This is a genomic window from Formosa sp. S-31 (genome assembly GCF_051172795.1).
In the GTDB taxonomy this organism is placed as follows: domain Bacteria; phylum Bacteroidota; class Bacteroidia; order Flavobacteriales; family Flavobacteriaceae; genus Formosa.
The window spans coordinates 330,917-348,005 of record NZ_JAENDK010000008.1 but is presented as its reverse complement, the minus strand read 5'-3'; the positions used below and the strand labels follow the sequence as shown (position 1 = coordinate 348,005).

Below are 17,089 nucleotides of genomic sequence, written 5' to 3'. Positions count from 1 at the left end.
TAGTTTTAAATGCTAACCAAAATTTATTTTAATGGAAAATTTACCCCAATCTAAAGTGTTACTTAACGCGCTAACAGATGCCGAGCGTCTGGCGTTTTACAAAAAGACCTATGCCCACGTGGCCGGTGGTGTTTTAGTATTTATCATTTTTGAATACTTGATGTTACAAAGTGAAGCGATTGTAAACTTTGCTTTGTCTTTAACCCAAGGTTATAAATGGTTATTATTACTTGGTGCTTTTATGTTTATGACCAATTATGCCGAGCGTATGGCTTTAAATGCCGAAGATAAAATGCTTCAATATACATCGTATGGCATTTATATTCTGGCGGAAGCTTTCATTTTCGTGCCTTTGCTGTATATCGCGATTTACTATACGGAAGGTTTTGATTTAATAAATCAGGCGGCTATTGTAACTTTAGGACTGTTTACTGGATTATCAGCAGTTGTGTTTTTTACAAAAACAGATTTTTCTTTTTTAAGATCGGCTTTAACCATTGGTTTCTTTATTGCGATGGGCTTAATTGTTGCTGGTATGTTATTTGGTTTCGATCTTGGATTATGGTTTTCTGTAGGTATGTGTGTTTTGGCCGGAGGCTCAATTTTATACCAGACCTCTAATTTGGTTAATACCTATTCCGAAGATCAATATGTACCTGCGGCGATTGGTTTGTTTGCTTCCTTAATGTTACTGTTCTGGTATGTGTTACAGATATTTATGTCGAGAGACTAAAAGAAAATACAATTAAATACATTTAAAAGCTTTGGGTTTTCCGAGGCTTTTTCTTTTAAATAGGTATCTGTCGGTCAATTTGCTGGTCTAAGGAAATAAAAGTTTCTGTTCTGGACACGCCTTCTATGGATTGGATTTCTTTATTTAATAAATGCATTAAATGTTCGTTATCCCGACATAATATCTTTATAAAAATACTCCAGTTTCCGGTAGTGTAATGGCACTCTAAAACTTCAGGAATTTTCTTTAATTGTTTTACAGCTTCCGGGTTGCTCATGGCTTTATCTAAGTAGATGCCGATAAATGCCATAGTAGTATAGCCTAATATTTTAGGGTTAATGGTGAATTTAGATCCGGAAATTAATCCGGATTTTTCAAGTTTACGAAGGCGCTGGTGTATGGCGGCTCCCGATATGCCTACACCTCTGGCGATTTCCAGAATGGGGGTTCTGGCATCTTCCATTAAGGCACGAAGAATCTCTTTGTCGATACCATCAATTTCAATATTCTGATTTGTGACTTTCATGGTGATATTATTTATGATTGAAACATAAAATTAAATAAAAAGCTTTTAATTGTAACAGATTGGATTATATATTTAAAGGATTGTAACCCAGATACGGTACTTCTTTTTCCTGAAACCTGATATTATATTGTTCCAGCTCTTTTAAAATGGGCGTGTAAACTTCTTTCGTGATCGGTATTTGAACTCCCGGAGTTGTTATACTTTTATTCAAAATGGCCAAAGTGGCCATGGCTACAGGTAGTCCTACGGTTTTTGCCATGGCAGTATAGGTTTGGTCATTGCCAAGTGTGACCATGGTAGCGTCTATCTGATGTTTTTTCCCTTCTAGTTCATATCCGAATTTGTGGTACATTACAATCATGTCTTTGTCTTCGGGTTTTAAAGTCCAGCTTTTCGATAATATGTATTGTAAGATTTCGGCGGGAGTGGCTTGTTTTAACGGGATTTTCTTGTCTGCATTAAATAAATCGAGTTCTAACAGCTTATCCCAGACGATATCGTCCTGATCTATTTTTAATTGATGTCTGAATTTAAGTTCAACCGAGTCCGAAGGGCTGTAAGGTAAAAAGGCATTAACAAAATCGCGATAGCTCATCTGTTCACTGTCTTCAATAGTATAACTGTCATCCGTCATACCCAGCTGGACAAACATGTTCCAGGCCCGGCTGAAACCTACTCTGCGCATAGTGCCTCGGTACAGGGTGCTAATGTTATCCAGACCATAGGCGCTTTGATATTTTAGAGAATCTCTGTTGGCATACACTTCAAATCGGCCGTAACCTTCTACTTCGAGAAACTCAGTACGTCTGAAAAGGCGGTGGTAAGGAATGTATTTAAAAGTGTTTTCCTGAATAAATTTTGCAGCACCTCCCTGGCCGGCAACAACTACATTTCTGGGATTCCACGTGAATTTATAATTCCATAAGTTGGTGTCACTTTCGGGAGCCACCAAACCACCAGTAAATGATTCGAAAAGAATCATTTTTCCGCCTTTATCTCTAATCCGATTTATAACCTGCATCGCACTCATATGGTCTATTCCCGGATCTACACCAATTTCATTCATAAAAATCAATCCTTTTTGTTTTACATCCTGCTGTAAGGCTTCCATTTCAGGACTTACATAAGATGCGGTTACAAGGTGTTTGTTTAGTAAAATACAATCCTTTGCTATTTCAATATGGAAACGGGCCGGTAACATGGAAATTACAATGTCGCTCGCTTGTATTAGCCTTCGGCGATGACTCTGGTCGAAAATATCCAGTGTTATTAAGTTGACTTCCGGGTGGTTTTGAAGCAGTTTTTTTGCTAAATCCAGTTGAATATCGGCAACGGTAATTTTCAAGTGTTCAGCTTTAGACTTATCAACTAAATATTGAAATAAATAAGATGTAGATTTACCGGAACCAATGACTAAAATGTTTCGCATAATGTAGGGAGTTAACTAATTTTGTAACGCTGTATTAAATGGCACGCATATATAAAAATACTAAAATGAAGGTGTTCTTCTTCTAAACTTATAAAAATTAAATGAATAAGAAAATTTTACTAACAGGGGGAATTTTGGGACTTTTAAGTGTGGCAATTGGTGCTTTTGCTGCTCATGGTTTAAAGCCATTAGTGTCTGCAGAAGGACTGCAAACTTTTGAGACGGGAGTGCGCTATCAAATGTATCATGCGCTTTTTTTGTTGTTTGTTGGAGGAACGTCTTTTATAAGTTCAAAAAACAAATCCATTATATTTTATTTGGTTTTAAGCGGTGTTATTTTGTTTTCAGGCTCTATATATGGGCTGGCGACTAATAATTTATCCGGTTTCGATTTTAAGACTATTGGCTTTGTAACTCCTATAGGTGGGCTGTTGTTGATTTGTGGATGGATTTTTGCGATATTATCATTTTTAAAGATTAAAACTGATAATATGAAAAATTAGATGTTTGTATTTAAATAATGTTTAATTTTGTTGCAACAAACAACACATTAAATATGGTCAATAACACCCAAATTACGAAAACGATTTCGTTAGAGCAATACGGAATTAAAGAATCTAAAGTTAAGTATCAGTTATCTCCAGAAAAATTACACGATTTAACCATTAACAAGGGACAGGGTAAGGAAGCATCTTCTGGTGCACTTGCTATTAACACAGGAGAATTTACAGGACGCTCTCCTAAAGATCGATTCATTGTTAAAGATGCCATTACTCAGGATCGTGTTTGGTGGGGAGATATTAATATCCCTTTCGACTCGGATAAGTTTGAAGCTTTATATAATAAGGTTACAGCTTATTTGTCGAATAAGGAAGTCTTTGTACGTGACAGTTATGCCTGTGCAGACGAAAATTACAAGTTAAATATTCGTGTGATTAATGAATATCCGTGGAGTAATATGTTTGCGTATAACATGTTTTTAAGACCAACCGAAACGGAGTTGGAAAATTTCGATCCGGAATGGGTAATCGTAAATGCACCAGGCTTCATGGCCGATCCGGAAGTGGATGGAACGCGTCAGCATAATTTTGCTATTCTGGACTTTACCAGAAAAATAGCTTTAATTGGAGGAACCGGCTATACAGGTGAAATTAAAAAAGGTATATTTTCTGCACTTAATTTTATTTTGCCAGTATTTAAAAATACCCTGCCAATGCACTGTAGTGCCAATGTTGGTGAACAGGGAGATACAGCCATTTTCTTTGGCTTATCAGGAACAGGGAAAACAACATTGTCGGCCGATCCAAACCGTAAATTAATCGGTGACGATGAGCATGGCTGGACCAATGAAAATACAGTGTTTAATTTTGAAGGCGGATGTTATGCCAAGGTAATCAACCTGTCGGAAGAAAATGAACCGGATATTTTTAATGCTATTAAAAAAGGGGCTATCCTTGAAAATGTTATTTTAGACGAACAAGGGCATGTTAATTTTAAAGATACGTCTATCACTCAAAATACGCGTGTTAGTTATCCTATAAATCACATAGATAATATTCAGGAGCCTTCAATAGGTAAAAATCCAAAGAATATATTTTTCTTAACAGCAGATGCTTTTGGGGTTATTCCTCCAATTTCAAAGTTAACACCAGCTCAGGCGGCTTACCATTTTATTTCGGGGTACACTGCAAAAGTTGCCGGAACAGAAGCGGGAGTTGTTGAGCCTCAGCCATCGTTTTCGGCCTGTTTTGGAGCGCCTTTTATGCCCTTACATCCTGCTAAATATGCAGAAATGTTAAGTAAAAAAATGAAAGAAGCAGGGGTTAATGTATGGTTAGTTAATACCGGTTGGACCGGAGGACCTTACGGTGTTGGGAAGCGTATGGAATTAAAATATACCCGCGCTATGATTAATGCTGTGCTTAATGGCGATTTAGGATTGTATAATTACGACGATTACCATATCCATTCTGTTTTTGGTGTAGCGCAGCCAAGAAGTTGCCCGGGAGTACCAACCGAGGTTTTAAGTCCGAGAGCCACCTGGAATGACGATGAAGCGTATTACACAACAGCTTTTAAGCTAACAAATGCGTTTAGAGAAAACTTTAAGAAGTTTGAGAGTTACTGTAGTGAAGAAATAAGACGAGGCGGACCACAGCGTTATGCCTTCTAATAATCTAAGCAGTCAACCAATAATATAAACCAAAAAAAAAGCGATTCAAATTTGAATCGCTTTTTTAATATTTTTTAGTTAAACAGAGTAAAGTTTATTTGCCCTTGTTAACTTTTTCAATGTATTTTTCTAAGGCCATAGTCATGGATGGTGTCTCCGGAGTTGGAGCTGCAATATCTACACGTAATCCTTTTTCTTCTACTGCTTTAATTGTAGTGTTTCCAAAAACAGCAATGCGCGTGTTGTTTTGTTTAAAGTCAGGGAAATTGTGAAATAAAGATTCGATTCCTGAAGGACTAAAAAATACTAAAATGTCGTAAGTAACATTTTCAAGATCAGATAAATCGCTGATTACTGTTCTGTAAAAAATAGCTTCTTTCCAGCTAATGTTTAAAGCGTTTAAGGTTTCTGGAACTTCAGGCTTTAATTTATCTGTAGTTGGAAGTAAAAACTTCTCGTCTTTGTACTTTTTAATTAAAGGCGATAATTCAGCAAAAGTGCGCTTTCCTACATAAATTTTACGTTTTCTGTAAACCACATATTTTTGCAGGTAATAGGCAACTGCTTCGGACTGGCAGAAGTATTTCAGGGTGTCTGGCACTTTAAAGCGCATTTCTTCAGCAACTCTAAAAAAATGATCTACTGCGTTTCGGCTGGTTAAAATTATGGCAGTATAGTTGTTTAAGTCTACTTTCTGCTGTCTAATTTCTTTGGCTGGAACACCCTCTACGTGAATAAAAGGTCTGAAATCAATTTTTACTTTTTGCTTTTCTTGAAGATCAAAATAAGGGGAATTTTCAATTTTAGGTTCTGGCTGAGAGACTAAAATGGTTTTCACTTTCATAAGCAGTTTAGGTTTTTAGACCCTAGTACATTGTAACGAACTTGTACAAAATAATATAGGGTGCGATTTCAAGAGTGCAAAGATATAAAATAAAATAGAAAAGGTTCGATTTTATTAAACTTCTATAGCGTTTTAGTGAGCTGCTTAAGCCCGCTATTGTTAGAAAAATTAGCAGACTGAGTGTAATATAAATTATTGTTTTGGAAGGGGTTATGCTGTAGATTAAAATGGCGTTAACCGGAATGAGCAACATTCCAAAAAAATTTTTATAGCTTGTCTTTTGGAACAGGTAGTTGTCCATCACTTCGTCTATGTTAAAAATGCTGGCTAGAAGTCGTTCAAAAAGTACTTTTACAAGTAGGAATATGCCTATGCTAAATACAATTTTGAACATGACATTAATATCTAATTGCAAATTGCTAAATAAAGCATTATAACAAATACAGATAAAAATGGCTGTGGATATTATAAAGTTAATAAACATTAAAGCGTCAAACCAGTCTAGAAATTTCTGATCCTTTGAGTAGATATTCAAGTACTTTGAATTTAATAAAATGGCAGAAAAATCGTTAAACCTATTGGTATAGGCTACTTTAGCCAGACTTATAGCCAGAAGGCCACACATAATTAAAATGGTAAATATTTCGTTAGAAGCAGTGTCTCTTAGCATGGCTCAAAATTATTTAAAATAATAACAACCCACTTAAATTAATGTGTAATATTTGAAAAAAAACTAGAGTAAAATGTACATTTGTAGAATTAATAGTAAATAAGTGAGAGACTCAATAGTTATTATCCCCACATATAATGAAATAGATAATATTGAGGCCATAATTCGAGCTGTGTTTTCGCAGACCAAACCCTTCGATGTTTTGGTGGTTGATGATAATTCACCAGATTTAACCGCGTTAAAAGTAAAGGAACTTCAAAAGGAATTTCCTGAACGGTTGCATTTAGAAGTTCGCAAAGATAAATCGGGGTTGGGTACGGCTTATATTCATGGGTTTAAGTGGAGCTTGAAAAGGGCTTATCAGTATATTTTTGAGATGGATGCAGACTTTTCTCATAACCCCGAAGATTTAGTAAGACTATATAATGCCTGTGCTGTTGACGGGGCAGATTTATCGATTGGGTCGAGATATGTTACTGGTGTTAATGTTATTAACTGGCCAATGAGCCGGGTGCTTTTGTCGTATATGGCATCTAAATATGTAAGGTTTATAACCGGAATGGAAATAGACGATACTACAGCTGGTTTTGTTTGTTATAAACGCAGGGTTTTGGAGACTATAGATCTTGAAAGAATACGATTTGTAGGCTATGCATTTCAGATTGAAATGAAATTTAAAGCCTATTTAAAAGCATTTAAAATAAAAGAGGTTCCGGTAATTTTTACCGACAGAACCAAAGGAGAATCTAAAATGAGTTCGGGGATAATTTCCGAAGCCATTTTTGGAGTTATTTCTATGAAATTGAAAAGTATATTTAAAAAGTAAGGCATATTATGCAAGCAAAACAAGTACTGATAAAGAACGCTAAAATTGTAAACGAAGGCGAAATTTTTGAAGGAGATATTTTAATAGAAGGAGAATTTATTAAAGAAATAAGCGAATCTATAAGTGCAAAATCTTCCGATGTGAAAGTAATCGATGCCGAAGGTAAATATGTATTGCCGGGCGCTATAGATGATCAGGTTCACTTTAGAGAACCTGGGCTAACGCATAAGGCCAACATCGAAACAGAGTCTAGAGCTGCTATAGCTGGAGGAATTACTTCTTTTATAGAAATGCCAAATACCAATCCGCAGGCCACTACTATCGAGAAGCTGGAAGAGAAATTTGATATTGCATCCAAGACCTCTTATGCCAACTATTCGTTTATGTTTGGCGGGACTAACGATAATTTAGAAGAAATTTTAAAGGTGGATACTAAAAATGTTGCTGCCTTGAAATTGTTCCTGGGGTCTTCTACAGGTAATATGCTGGTGGATAATCCAAAAGTACTGGAGGAAATATTTTCTAAAGTAAAAATGTTAATCGCAGTTCACTGCGAGGATGAAGATACTATAAAACGCAATATGGAAATCTATACCGAAAAATTTGGAGAAGATATCCCTATCGAGCATCATCCGGACATTCGTAGTGAGGAAGCCTGTTATCTGTCTTCATCGCGAGCCATCGCTTTAGCTAAGAAAACCGGTGCACGATTACACGTTTTTCATTTGTCTACAGGAAAGGAAACTAAATTGTTTTCGAATAAAAAACCGTTAAAAGATAAAAAAATAACTGCCGAAGTTTGCGTACACCACCTTTGGTTTAATAATGAAGATTATAAAAAGAAAGGAACTTTAATAAAATGGAATCCTGCTGTAAAAACGGAGAAAGATAGAGAAGAACTTTGGGAAGCTTTATTGGATGATCGAATAGATGTAATTGCTACAGACCATGCACCACATACCTTAGAGGAAAAACAAAATGTGTATACCAAGGCGCCTTCTGGAGGACCTTTAGTGCAACACGCTTTACCTGCCATGTTAGAGATGTATCACAGAGGTGTAATTTCTATTGAAAAAGTGGTGGAAAAAATGTGTCATAATCCAGCAATCTTGTTTGAAGTTGAGAAGCGTGGTTTTATAAAAGTAGGGCATTATGCCGATCTTGTATTGGTAGACCTAAATAACCCTTGGACTGTTAAAAAGGAGAATATTTTATATAAATGTAAGTGGTCGCCATTTGAAGGAACAACCTTTAAATCGCGTATAACACATACCATTTTAAATGGAGAGCTGATATATCAAAACTTTAAATTTAATGATATTAAAGCAGCTAAACGCTTAACTTTTAACAGATGAAAAAGTTAGTAGTTTTTATTCTGGTCTTTTCTCTATTTGTGTCCTGCAAGAAAGAGAACAGGCCGGAAAAACCACAAAACCTGATACCTAAGGACAAAATGGTTAATATTATTCTGGATATGTCCATTTTAACCGCGGCCAAAGGCGTAAATAGAGTAGCTTTAGAAGATAAAGGTATTATGCCGGAAGATTTTGTGTATAAAAAGTATGGTATAGACAGTCTGCAGTTTGCGGCGAGTAATAATTATTATGCTCATCATATTCAGGAATATGAGGATATTTATTTGATTGTGAACGATAGTCTTAAAGCTATGAAAGATCGTTTAAAGACTGAACAGGATGAGGTTTTTGAAGCCAAGCGTAAGAAAGATTCTATAGCGAAAGCTGAAAAAATGAAAACGCCTAAATCTTCCGAAGGAAAAGTAGCCCCAAAGGTTCATGCCGATAGTTTGAAGCAAAAGAAGTAACTAGGATTAAACTTTGGAACGTTAAAATCTCAATTGCAGAGCTAACCTCTATTTTTTTTTTTTTTACAAATTGTCCTTTTTAAATTGTTCTGCGGTTTTGGCAATACTTTTCTCTACAGTAGTCCATTTAAAATCCAGCAGTTCGGAAATTTTAGTGTTACTGTAATACGATGTATTGTTAATGGTACTCGCTAATTGTTTACTTAATCGACGGCGCTTGCCTGTTAATTTATGGTTTAGCCAATCCAGTCGCCATCCTAAATTTGCCATAAGTGTTGAAACTTCTTTGTGAGGCGGTTTTACGTTTAATTGTTCCGCAATAGTACTTAACAGTGCCTTATAGCTTATGTTCTCTGAAACCAAAATGAAACTTTCTTTACTGATGTCACTTTCCATAAGTTTAATCATAATTTCAGTTACATCATCCACATCCACAAATCCTGTAACTCCATTTGTATAATAGGAAAGTTTTTTCTGTACCTGTGTAAAGAAAGTTCCTGAGCCGTGATTCCAGATGCCTCCACCTAATATAACTCCAGGGTTTACAATTACAGCATTAAGCCCCTCCTGAGTACCGCGCCAGACTTCCATTTCGGCACCGTATTTTGTAATGGCATAAATGTTGTTGTCCGCTTCGGGATTCCAGTATGTGGTTTCGGTAATCAGAGTATTGTTTAAGCTCTCTCCTAATGTAGCTATAGAACTTACATAACATAACTTTTCTATATTATTAGCTAAAGCCAGATTTACAATATTAGCTGTGCCTTCTATATTTGTGCGTCTTAATAAAGTGTATTTGTCGGGTTCGAAGGAGACAAATGCTGCACAGTGATATACTTTTGTAACATTTTTAAAGGCAAGTGTTAGCTCAGGAATATCTAAAAGATCGGCTTTCATCCAAATGATTTTACTGAATAGATAATCCGAGTTACTTGTATAGTACGAAAACACGCGTTTTACAATATCAAATTTATCTTCTGTTCGGTAAATGGCTTTTACCGTTTCGTTCTGGCTTACGAGTTTATATAGTAAATGCGACCCTACAAGTCCTGTGCCTCCTGTAACTAAAATCATAAAACTAAAGTAAAGAATTATTTAATATAGGGGGAATTATACGATACTTTTTATCTTTGCACGAGATTATTAAAATTATAGGAATAATGACTAAAAATTTAGTTGAAGAATTAACGTGGCGTGGCTTGGTTCACGATATAATGCCAGGAACAGAAGAGCAATTAAATAAAGAAATGACAACGGCCTATATTGGGTTCGATCCCACTTCAGATTCTTTACATATTGGAAGTTTAGTACCTATTATATTATTGGTTCATCTTGAAAAAACCGGGCATAAACCAATTGCTCTTGTAGGAGGTGCAACTGGAATGATTGGAGATCCTTCCGGGAAAAGTGACGAGCGAAACTTGTTAGACGAGGCTACGCTGGCTAAGAATGTTGCCGGAATTAAAGGTGTATTATCCCGATTTTTAAATTTTGATTCTTCAGAAAAAAACGCTCCTGTTTTAGTAAATAACTACGACTGGATGAAAGATTTTTCTTTTATAGAATTTGCCAGAGATGTTGGTAAACGTATTACGGTAAATTATATGATGGCTAAAGATTCTGTAAAGAAAAGATTGTCCGGAGATTCGGGAGTAGGAATGTCTTTTACAGAGTTTACATATCAGTTAATTCAAGGGTACGATTTTTATCATTTATATAAAAACTACAATTGCTTACTTCAAATGGGAGGAAGCGACCAGTGGGGAAATATAACTACCGGTACCGAATTGGTAAGACGTATGAATGTTGGAGAAGAAGCCAAAGCATACGCCATGACCTGCCCGTTAATTACAAAGGCTGATGGGTCTAAGTTCGGGAAGAGTGAAGGCGGTAATGTGTGGTTAGATGCCGATAAAACTTCGGTTTACAAATTTTATCAATTCTGGCTTAATACTACAGACGAAGATGCAGAAAAGTATATTAAAATCTTTACATTTTTAGATAAGGAAACGATAGACACTTTAATAGCAGAGCATAAAGAAATGCCGCATTTAAGATTGTTGCAGAAGAAACTGGCAGAAGAGGTTACAACTTTTGTGCATTCTAAAGCTGAATTTGAAAATGCAGAAAGAGCATCGAATATTTTATTTTCAAAATCTTTTAAAACAGATATTAATTCATTAGATGAAAAAACATTTTTAGATGTTTTCGAAGGAGTGCCTATGGCTGAGTTGTCAAAGTCGAATTTAGCAGAAGGCGTAGATATGATTGCTGCTCTGGCTGCAGAAACACAATTCTTAGGGTCAAACAGTGAAGCCAGACGCGCATTAAAAGAAAACGCAGTGGCTGTTAATAAGGAAAAGGTCAAAGAGGATTATAAGTTAACGGCAACCGATTTAATTAACAATACCTATGTAATACTTAATAAAGGAAAGAAAAACACCTATATTATTAAGTTTGTATAAAAATAATGAAGCCGGGGTATGTGCATAGCCCGGCTTCAAAAACCAACTAACCATTAAAAACTAACCTTTCTTTGATGAAACTTCAAAGATTGGAAGTATCAAAATAGTCGCTATATAAGCGCTTATCTTTCAGTTCTTTTTGTCAAGGTTTTGTTAAAGTTTTATGTCTGTAAATACGTTATAAAGCCATAAGATTACAGCCACGAATATCAGAATTATCGAATCGTCCTATAATCTCAAAAGTGTGGTCTTGTTTAACTCTGCCTAAGTCCTGAGTGGCTATAAAAGCACAGGAGTTAATATTGGCAAGATCGATAACATTTATCCCACCTGTTTTTCCGGTGTTTTGTATGGTGAGTGCATCTTCCGGGTCGCGTGTTAAAATTTTCATCCATGGCGGGCAATCAAAAATGCCATTGCCTTTAGAATAGCCCTGACTTAATAATTCAGTCATGCCATATTCGCTGTGAATCTGCTTAACACCAAAGCCTTTTTTAAGAATAGAATGCAATTCTTCACGGATTAATTCTTTACGACGGCCTTTCATACCGCCGGTCTCCATAACTATGGTGTTTTTGAGTTGAAATTTATGCTGCTCAACCAAATCTAATAGTGCGAAGGAAACTCCAATTAAAAGAATTTTTTTATCGGCTTTATCCAGCTGAGTTAACGTATGCGTTAATTCGGAAAGGTTGTTTAAGTAGAATCCGCTTTCTGGCTGGTTCGATTCCGCAATCATATCATTTACCATGTAAATTAAAGAGGAGCCATCACGCTCCAGATACGAGGGTAATAAGGCTAAAACAACATAGTTTTTAATATTACCATAGGCCAGTTCGAAACCTGTTCTGAAACTGGATTCGTAAACCGAGATATCGGTTACATAATGCTTGCTGGTAATGCTTCCGGTAGTTCCACTACTGGAAAATATTTGCTGAATTTTATCGTCTGAACTTAATATTTCCCTGGATTTGAAAAATTCTATTGGTAAAAACGGAATGTCTTTATAATGTGAAATATCGCCTGGGTGTTTATACAGTAAATCGCAGAAAGAACGGTAAACCCGATTGTGTTTAAATTGAAATTGAAATACTTTTAAGGCCTGTGTATTAAAATCAGTTTCGGTTTTAATGTTGAAAATGGCTTGAGTATCAATCATAATTTCATTTAAAAATAGGTAGCAAAAGTAAATAAAATAAAAAAACGCCACCTCATGGCAGCGTTTTAAAATTACTAAGATCTTATTATTTTATTATCAGTTTTTTTGTGGAACTGAAATTGTTTTGTGTGATTTTAATAACATACAATCCGCTTTTCAGATTAGAAACATTTAATTCCTGTTTTTGTAATGTCTTTTGTAAAACCTGCTTACCAAGAATATCGTAGATATGAATGTTTAATGCTCCGTTATTTTTACTGGAGATACGAACCCGTCCATTAGTTACCGGATTCGGGTATATACTGAAGTTTCCGGAGTTTAAATCGTTAAGGTTTAAAGTTGCATTGTAATCTCCTATTCCAGACATGACGGTTTCAAAGCTGTCGCTGCTTTGGCAAAGTCCTTTTCCGTCTAATGCTTTAGCAGCTCCAATAGTCCAGTCTTCTGTCGTGAAAGTTCCGCCGTTTGCAGTTGTTCCACTGTTTCGTTTGGCATAAGAATCGGTGTATTCCCAGGTCTCCCCGGTTCCGTCTTTGTCGGTTTCTCCGTATTGGTCTATTACAGTGCCTGATGCGGATTCGATAAGTCTTATACGGTCGTCTCCGTTATTATCGACTACTGAACTGGTTAAAATTGTGGCCGATGCAGCCGATGGAAATTCAGCTTTAAAAAGATCAACATCAGATTCTTTTACAATATATGCAAATGTGTCTGTTAATTCGCCTAAAGCAGAAAGGTCCTGTAAATTACTCCATTCAGTATTGTCGTTTGATTGTTTTTCCAGGGCGTATTTTGCGAAGTCGACCTGCCCTTTGGCGTATATTTCAACGAATTTAGGGCTTCCTCCGGTACAATCACCATCTACAATAGTAGTAATAAGCGGCGATTGTGCCCAAGTAAAATTAACTGTTAATCCAAATAAAAGTGTAGCGTAAAGTTTTTTCATATTTGTTTTTTTATTGATTAATTAAAACAAATATAGGATTTAAAAACGCTACGTGAAGTTCGATTGTTTTTGTTTACAATAACTTAATAAAAATTGCGTTATTGTACTACCAGTTTACGAGTATAGGAAAAATTGTCTTCTTTGATTTTAATAATATATATGCCAGAAGTAAGTTTAGATACATTTAGTTCTTTACCAAATAAAGTGGTTCTGTAAATAGACTTGCCAAGAACATTAAAAATCTCAATTTCTTTTGTTAAATTGAGCTTGGTAACAATATATATTTTTCCATTACTTACCGGATTTGGGTAAATATAAAGTTCTTCCTGAGACGGGTTTAAATTTTTGTCAAGACTTTGCGCCTGAGTCGTGCAAGTCAAGATAAAAAACAAAGAAAAACTAATAAAAGTAAGTAAGTAGTTTTTTTTCATATACGGTAATATTGGTTTAAAGGTAGTAATTTCTGTTCAAAATCTATTCCAATTTTTGATAAATAGATCTTTTCCTCGATTTAAATTATCTTAGTGTAAGATTCAGGTTACGTTATTGTTATTAATAATTTGTTTTTAATAACTGATTGTTATTAATTTTATATTTGGCGTCGGAATATAAATTCTTAAATTTTAAAATGGGAAAAAAAGATATTAAAATTTTGTTGGTTGATGATGAACCGGATATTTTAGAAATTGTAGGTTATAATTTAAGTGCTGAAGGTTACGATGTTATAACTGCTGAAAATGGAATTGAAGCTGTGAAAAAAGCCAGAAAAGAACACCCGCAATTAATTATTCTGGATGTAATGATGCCGGAAATGGATGGTATCGAAGCTTGTGAACAAATCCGTAATATTCCTGAATTAAAAGATACTATTATTACCTTTTTAACAGCCAGAGGAGAAGACTATTCTCAGGTGGCCGGATTTGATGCTGGTGCCGACGATTATATTACTAAACCAATTAAGCCAAAAGTTCTGGTAAGTAAAGTAAAGGCTTTGTTGCGTCGTGTTAAGGAAGAAGTTTCTAACGAGTCTGTAGTAGAAATTGGGTCTTTAACCATAAACAGAGATGAATATAAAATCATCTTAAAAGACGAGGAAATTGTATTGCCAAGAAAGGAATTTGAATTATTGTCATTACTGGCTTCTAAGCCTGGTAAGGTATTTAAGCGCGAAGAAATTCTCGACAAAGTCTGGGGTAACGAGGTTGTAGTTGGTGGTCGTACAATAGATGTGCATATAAGAAAATTACGCGAAAAAATTGGAGACGATTGTTTTAAAACCGTAAAAGGAGTGGGGTATAAGTTTGTAGATTAATGCCGGAAAAAGTAAAAAAAACATACAAGTTTGCCTTAAGGACCTCACTGTATATTACGTTAATATTAACGCTCTTTTTGAGTGTTTTTTTATTTGTATTCTACACTATTAAATTAATTCCTTTATTGCTGTTTGCTGCTGTTTGTTACAGTGTTTCGTTCGGGATTATTCAATATCGGGTAGAGCGCTTTATCTATCGCAGGGTTAAACAGATTTACGATGATTTAACTTTACTGGAATCTACCAGTTTGCGTAAAAAGCAGATTACTACAGATATGGCTACCCTTACTGAAGAAATTGATAAGTACGCCAGAGGGAAGAAGATTGAGATTGAGTCTTTAAAGGTGAGAGAAGAATACCGAAAGGAGTTTTTGGGTAATGTATCTCACGAATTAAAAACGCCGCTATTTACTGTTCAGGGGTATATTTTAACCTTATTGGATGGAGCGATAAATGATAAGAATATACGAGAGAAATATCTGGATCGGGCAAGTAAAGGGGTAGAGCGTTTGATTTATATTGTGAATGATCTGGATATGATTACCAAGTTAGAGGTTGGTGATTTGAGTTTACAATATGAAGAGTTTGATATCGTAGAGCTAATTTCGAGTGTATTTGAAATGTTCGAAATGAAAGCTGCTAAAAAACGCATCACCTTAACTTTCGATCGCGATTATAACGAACCTATACTGGTTAGAGCTGATAAAGAACGTATCCAGCAGGTGTTAAATAATCTGGTAGTAAATTCCATTAAATACGGTCATGACAAAGGAACGACCGAGGTTAGTATAGAAAATCTTATAAAAAATAAGGTAATTGTTCGGGTTACAGATAACGGGGAAGGTATTCAGGAAAGTCACATTCCTAGATTATTCGAGCGTTTTTATCGTGTAGATAAAAGTGGGTCCCGTAAAGAAGGAGGCTCCGGGTTAGGACTTTCCATCGTAAAGCATATTATCGAGGCGCATGACGAGAAAATATATGTTGAAAGTGATTTTGGTGTCGGTAGTGAATTTTCCTTCACTTTAGAAAAGGTGAAATAAGGTCTTAAAATCTGTCTCGTTTTTAAAGCCGTGTAAACCTTCAAATTCTGAAACACGGTTTAGCATTTCCAATTTAAAATCATTTTGTTTACAGAACGGTATCAGCTTTAAATCCTGTAGCCGTTCTGCTAAATATTCCTGCTCAAACTGGCCTGGAGTAGGGATGAAAAATGCTTTCTTACCTAAAATAGATAAATCCATTACTGTAGTATATCCGGAACGCGAAAGAACGAGCTCACTGGCATTTATAGCAGCTTCTAATTCCTGTCCGGTCATAAAATTATATATGGTCATACCATTTTGTCGTGTAACGGTTTGTTCGGTTTCAATAATGCCTTTTACAAATAAAATACTCCTGTTGTCTGTTTTAAAAGCCTGCATCAGTTTAACTTCTAAAAGTGTGCGCTGAGGTTCTGGTCCGGAAAGCAGAATCATAATGTCGTATTTGCTTTCGGTTTTATTTGCATTGAATCGACTTAAAGCACCGATATGTTTTATAGGGATTTCAATATCTTTTATATGTCCCAGTTTTCCACTTAAGTTTGGTTCATCGGCAACATCGGGTACCCAGCATTCATTAAATTTTTTAATGATACGTTGATGCATTTTTGTGCTCAACCAGGTAGTCGAACCACTTAAAACCTGCAGTTGATGTGTAATAAATACCGAGGGGATTTTTTTGCTGTGAACACCTAAGCGGTTATCTGAAATGATTCCGTCAATGTTATGAGATTCTATAATGCGTTTAGTTGCTTTTTTTTCTGCTTTAATGGCGTTTACCAGTTTAGGAGAGTCCTTTAATAGTTTTAGTTTAAAATACTGGCCTTTTTTAGCGTACTTAATATTGTAAGATGGAAGTTCAGTGGATTCCACATTAGGGAATTCTTTTTGTAAAAGTGCCAGGGCAACACCATCGCTGGCAATTACAGGTGTATAATTATTTAAAAGTAAGTGGTTGATTATAGGAATGCATCTGGTGGCATGACCAAGTCCCCAGTTTAAAGGCGCAACAAGAATTCTTTTATTCATTTAATATCTATCAATTAAAGAATAAATATCCTAATTAAGATTTATTCCTGTTTAAATTAAACATTATAAAATGAACTTTAAATCATTAATTTTTAAAACAAAAGGCAAAATA

General features: G+C 35.4%; 18 protein-coding genes. 9 read left to right on the top strand and 9 right to left on the bottom strand.

What is annotated here, in order from left to right; translation table 11 throughout:
- The first annotated feature begins 31 nt into the window (after positions 1-31).
- Positions 32-733: a Bax inhibitor-1/YccA family protein gene (locus tag I3217_RS11140; RefSeq protein ID WP_435049833.1), complete on the top strand. Its 702-nt coding sequence runs from the start codon at positions 32-34 to the stop codon at positions 731-733.
- A gap of 55 nt (positions 734-788) precedes the next feature.
- On the opposite strand, the gene I3217_RS11135 is transcribed toward I3217_RS11140, so the two are convergent.
- Positions 789-1,259: an Lrp/AsnC ligand binding domain-containing protein gene (locus I3217_RS11135; RefSeq protein WP_435049832.1), complete on the bottom strand. Its 471-nt coding sequence runs from the start codon at positions 1,257-1,259 to the stop codon at positions 789-791.
- Positions 1,260-1,323: 64 nt separating this feature from the next.
- Positions 1,324-2,688 (bottom strand): saccharopine dehydrogenase family protein, encoded by a 1,365-nt coding sequence (locus tag I3217_RS11130; RefSeq protein WP_435049831.1) that lies wholly within the window; start codon positions 2,686-2,688, stop codon positions 1,324-1,326.
- Positions 2,689-2,789: 101 nt separating this feature from the next.
- Here I3217_RS11130 and I3217_RS11125 point away from each other — a divergent pair, with 101 nt between their 5' ends.
- Both I3217_RS11125 and pckA read left to right on the top strand, forming a co-directional pair.
- On the top strand, positions 2,790-3,191 hold the full coding sequence (locus I3217_RS11125) for a DUF423 domain-containing protein (protein WP_435049830.1): 402 nt from the start codon (positions 2,790-2,792) through the stop codon (positions 3,189-3,191).
- A 53-nt stretch (positions 3,192-3,244) separates the two neighbouring features.
- Positions 3,245-4,861, top strand: a complete 1,617-nt coding sequence (gene pckA, locus I3217_RS11120; protein ID WP_435049829.1) for a phosphoenolpyruvate carboxykinase (ATP) — start codon at positions 3,245-3,247, stop codon at positions 4,859-4,861.
- 94 nt (positions 4,862-4,955) lie between these two features.
- Here the strand turns inward: pckA and I3217_RS11115 are convergent, their stop codons facing one another.
- Positions 4,956-5,705, bottom strand: a complete 750-nt coding sequence (locus I3217_RS11115) for a uroporphyrinogen-III synthase (RefSeq protein WP_435049828.1) — start codon at positions 5,703-5,705, stop codon at positions 4,956-4,958.
- Positions 5,706-5,727: 22 nt separating this feature from the next.
- Entirely contained in the window at positions 5,728-6,375 is a 648-nt protein-coding gene (locus tag I3217_RS11110; protein ID WP_435049827.1) for a DUF4271 domain-containing protein, read from the bottom strand.
- Positions 6,376-6,478: 103 nt separating this feature from the next.
- Between I3217_RS11110 and I3217_RS11105 the strand changes: the two genes are divergently transcribed.
- From I3217_RS11105 to I3217_RS11095, 3 genes are read left to right on the top strand one after another with little or no spacing between them, the layout of a single operon-like run.
- Positions 6,479-7,201 (top strand): polyprenol monophosphomannose synthase, encoded by a 723-nt coding sequence (locus tag I3217_RS11105; RefSeq protein WP_435049826.1) that lies wholly within the window; start codon positions 6,479-6,481, stop codon positions 7,199-7,201.
- Between the two features lie 8 nt (positions 7,202-7,209).
- Complete coding sequence (locus I3217_RS11100) at positions 7,210-8,556, top strand: dihydroorotase (RefSeq protein WP_435049825.1); 1,347 nt, start codon at positions 7,210-7,212, stop codon at positions 8,554-8,556.
- Positions 8,553-9,023: a DUF4296 domain-containing protein gene (locus I3217_RS11095; RefSeq protein WP_435049824.1), complete on the top strand. Its 471-nt coding sequence runs from the start codon at positions 8,553-8,555 to the stop codon at positions 9,021-9,023. Before I3217_RS11100 ends, I3217_RS11095 begins: the two co-directional genes overlap by 4 nt.
- Positions 9,024-9,086: 63 nt before the next feature.
- Here the strand turns inward: I3217_RS11095 and I3217_RS11090 are convergent, their stop codons facing one another.
- The gene (locus tag I3217_RS11090; protein ID WP_435049823.1) at positions 9,087-10,097 is read right to left on the bottom strand and encodes an NAD-dependent epimerase/dehydratase family protein; all 1,011 of its coding nucleotides are present in this window, start codon (positions 10,095-10,097) and stop codon (positions 9,087-9,089) included.
- An 86-nt stretch (positions 10,098-10,183) separates the two neighbouring features.
- Here I3217_RS11090 and tyrS point away from each other — a divergent pair, with 86 nt between their 5' ends.
- The gene (tyrS, locus tag I3217_RS11085; RefSeq protein ID WP_435049822.1) at positions 10,184-11,488 is read left to right on the top strand and encodes a tyrosine--tRNA ligase; all 1,305 of its coding nucleotides are present in this window, start codon (positions 10,184-10,186) and stop codon (positions 11,486-11,488) included.
- Positions 11,489-11,666: 178 nt separating this feature from the next.
- Here the strand turns inward: tyrS and I3217_RS11080 are convergent, their stop codons facing one another.
- The 3 genes from I3217_RS11080 to I3217_RS11070 all read right to left on the bottom strand — a co-directional run bounded on the left by I3217_RS11080 (position 11,667) and on the right by I3217_RS11070 (position 14,024).
- A complete protein-coding gene (locus tag I3217_RS11080) occupies positions 11,667-12,647 on the bottom strand; it encodes an acyl transferase (protein ID WP_435049821.1) in 981 nt (326 codons plus the stop codon).
- Between the two features lie 85 nt (positions 12,648-12,732).
- Positions 12,733-13,593, bottom strand: a complete 861-nt coding sequence (locus tag I3217_RS11075) for a T9SS type A sorting domain-containing protein (RefSeq protein WP_435049820.1) — start codon at positions 13,591-13,593, stop codon at positions 12,733-12,735.
- A gap of 98 nt (positions 13,594-13,691) precedes the next feature.
- Positions 13,692-14,024, bottom strand: coding sequence for a T9SS type A sorting domain-containing protein (locus tag I3217_RS11070; RefSeq protein ID WP_435049819.1), 333 nt, complete (start codon positions 14,022-14,024; stop codon positions 13,692-13,694).
- A gap of 197 nt (positions 14,025-14,221) precedes the next feature.
- Between I3217_RS11070 and I3217_RS11065 the strand changes: the two genes are divergently transcribed.
- Together I3217_RS11065 and I3217_RS11060 are read left to right on the top strand one after the other, a co-directional pair.
- Positions 14,222-14,905 (top strand): response regulator transcription factor, encoded by a 684-nt coding sequence (locus I3217_RS11065; RefSeq protein ID WP_435049818.1) that lies wholly within the window; start codon positions 14,222-14,224, stop codon positions 14,903-14,905.
- On the top strand, positions 14,905-15,948 hold the full coding sequence (locus I3217_RS11060; protein ID WP_435049817.1) for a sensor histidine kinase: 1,044 nt from the start codon (positions 14,905-14,907) through the stop codon (positions 15,946-15,948). Before I3217_RS11065 ends, I3217_RS11060 begins: the two co-directional genes overlap by 1 nt.
- Here I3217_RS11060 and I3217_RS11055 read toward each other — a convergent pair.
- Positions 15,931-16,977, bottom strand: coding sequence for a glycosyltransferase (locus I3217_RS11055; protein WP_435049816.1), 1,047 nt, complete (start codon positions 16,975-16,977; stop codon positions 15,931-15,933). The two genes, I3217_RS11060 and I3217_RS11055, sit on opposite strands and share 18 nt — an antisense overlap.
- Between the last annotated feature and the right edge of the window lie 112 nt (positions 16,978-17,089).

What these genes read in the sequence shown, in the direction of transcription:
- I3217_RS11140 (WP_435049833.1), top strand. Translation starts at nt 32, where the DNA reads ATGGAAAATTTACCCCAATCTAAAGTGTTACTTAACGCGCTAACAGAT.
- I3217_RS11135 (WP_435049832.1), bottom strand. Translation starts at nt 1,259, where the DNA reads ATGAAAGTCACAAATCAGAATATTGAAATTGATGGTATCGACAAAGAG.
- I3217_RS11130 (WP_435049831.1), bottom strand. Translation starts at nt 2,688, where the DNA reads ATGCGAAACATTTTAGTCATTGGTTCCGGTAAATCTACATCTTATTTA.
- I3217_RS11125 (WP_435049830.1), top strand. Translation starts at nt 2,790, where the DNA reads ATGAATAAGAAAATTTTACTAACAGGGGGAATTTTGGGACTTTTAAGT.
- pckA (WP_435049829.1), top strand. Translation starts at nt 3,245, where the DNA reads ATGGTCAATAACACCCAAATTACGAAAACGATTTCGTTAGAGCAATAC.
- I3217_RS11115 (WP_435049828.1), bottom strand. Translation starts at nt 5,705, where the DNA reads ATGAAAGTGAAAACCATTTTAGTCTCTCAGCCAGAACCTAAAATTGAA.
- I3217_RS11110 (WP_435049827.1), bottom strand. Translation starts at nt 6,375, where the DNA reads ATGCTAAGAGACACTGCTTCTAACGAAATATTTACCATTTTAATTATG.
- I3217_RS11100 (WP_435049825.1), top strand. Translation starts at nt 7,210, where the DNA reads ATGCAAGCAAAACAAGTACTGATAAAGAACGCTAAAATTGTAAACGAA.
- I3217_RS11095 (WP_435049824.1), top strand. Translation starts at nt 8,553, where the DNA reads ATGAAAAAGTTAGTAGTTTTTATTCTGGTCTTTTCTCTATTTGTGTCC.
- I3217_RS11090 (WP_435049823.1), bottom strand. Translation starts at nt 10,097, where the DNA reads ATGATTTTAGTTACAGGAGGCACAGGACTTGTAGGGTCGCATTTACTA.
- tyrS (WP_435049822.1), top strand. Translation starts at nt 10,184, where the DNA reads ATGACTAAAAATTTAGTTGAAGAATTAACGTGGCGTGGCTTGGTTCAC.
- I3217_RS11080 (WP_435049821.1), bottom strand. Translation starts at nt 12,647, where the DNA reads ATGATTGATACTCAAGCCATTTTCAACATTAAAACCGAAACTGATTTT.
- I3217_RS11075 (WP_435049820.1), bottom strand. Translation starts at nt 13,593, where the DNA reads ATGAAAAAACTTTACGCTACACTTTTATTTGGATTAACAGTTAATTTT.
- I3217_RS11070 (WP_435049819.1), bottom strand. Translation starts at nt 14,024, where the DNA reads ATGAAAAAAAACTACTTACTTACTTTTATTAGTTTTTCTTTGTTTTTT.
- I3217_RS11065 (WP_435049818.1), top strand. Translation starts at nt 14,222, where the DNA reads ATGGGAAAAAAAGATATTAAAATTTTGTTGGTTGATGATGAACCGGAT.
- I3217_RS11060 (WP_435049817.1), top strand. Translation starts at nt 14,905, where the DNA reads ATGCCGGAAAAAGTAAAAAAAACATACAAGTTTGCCTTAAGGACCTCA.
- I3217_RS11055 (WP_435049816.1), bottom strand. Translation starts at nt 16,977, where the DNA reads ATGAATAAAAGAATTCTTGTTGCGCCTTTAAACTGGGGACTTGGTCAT.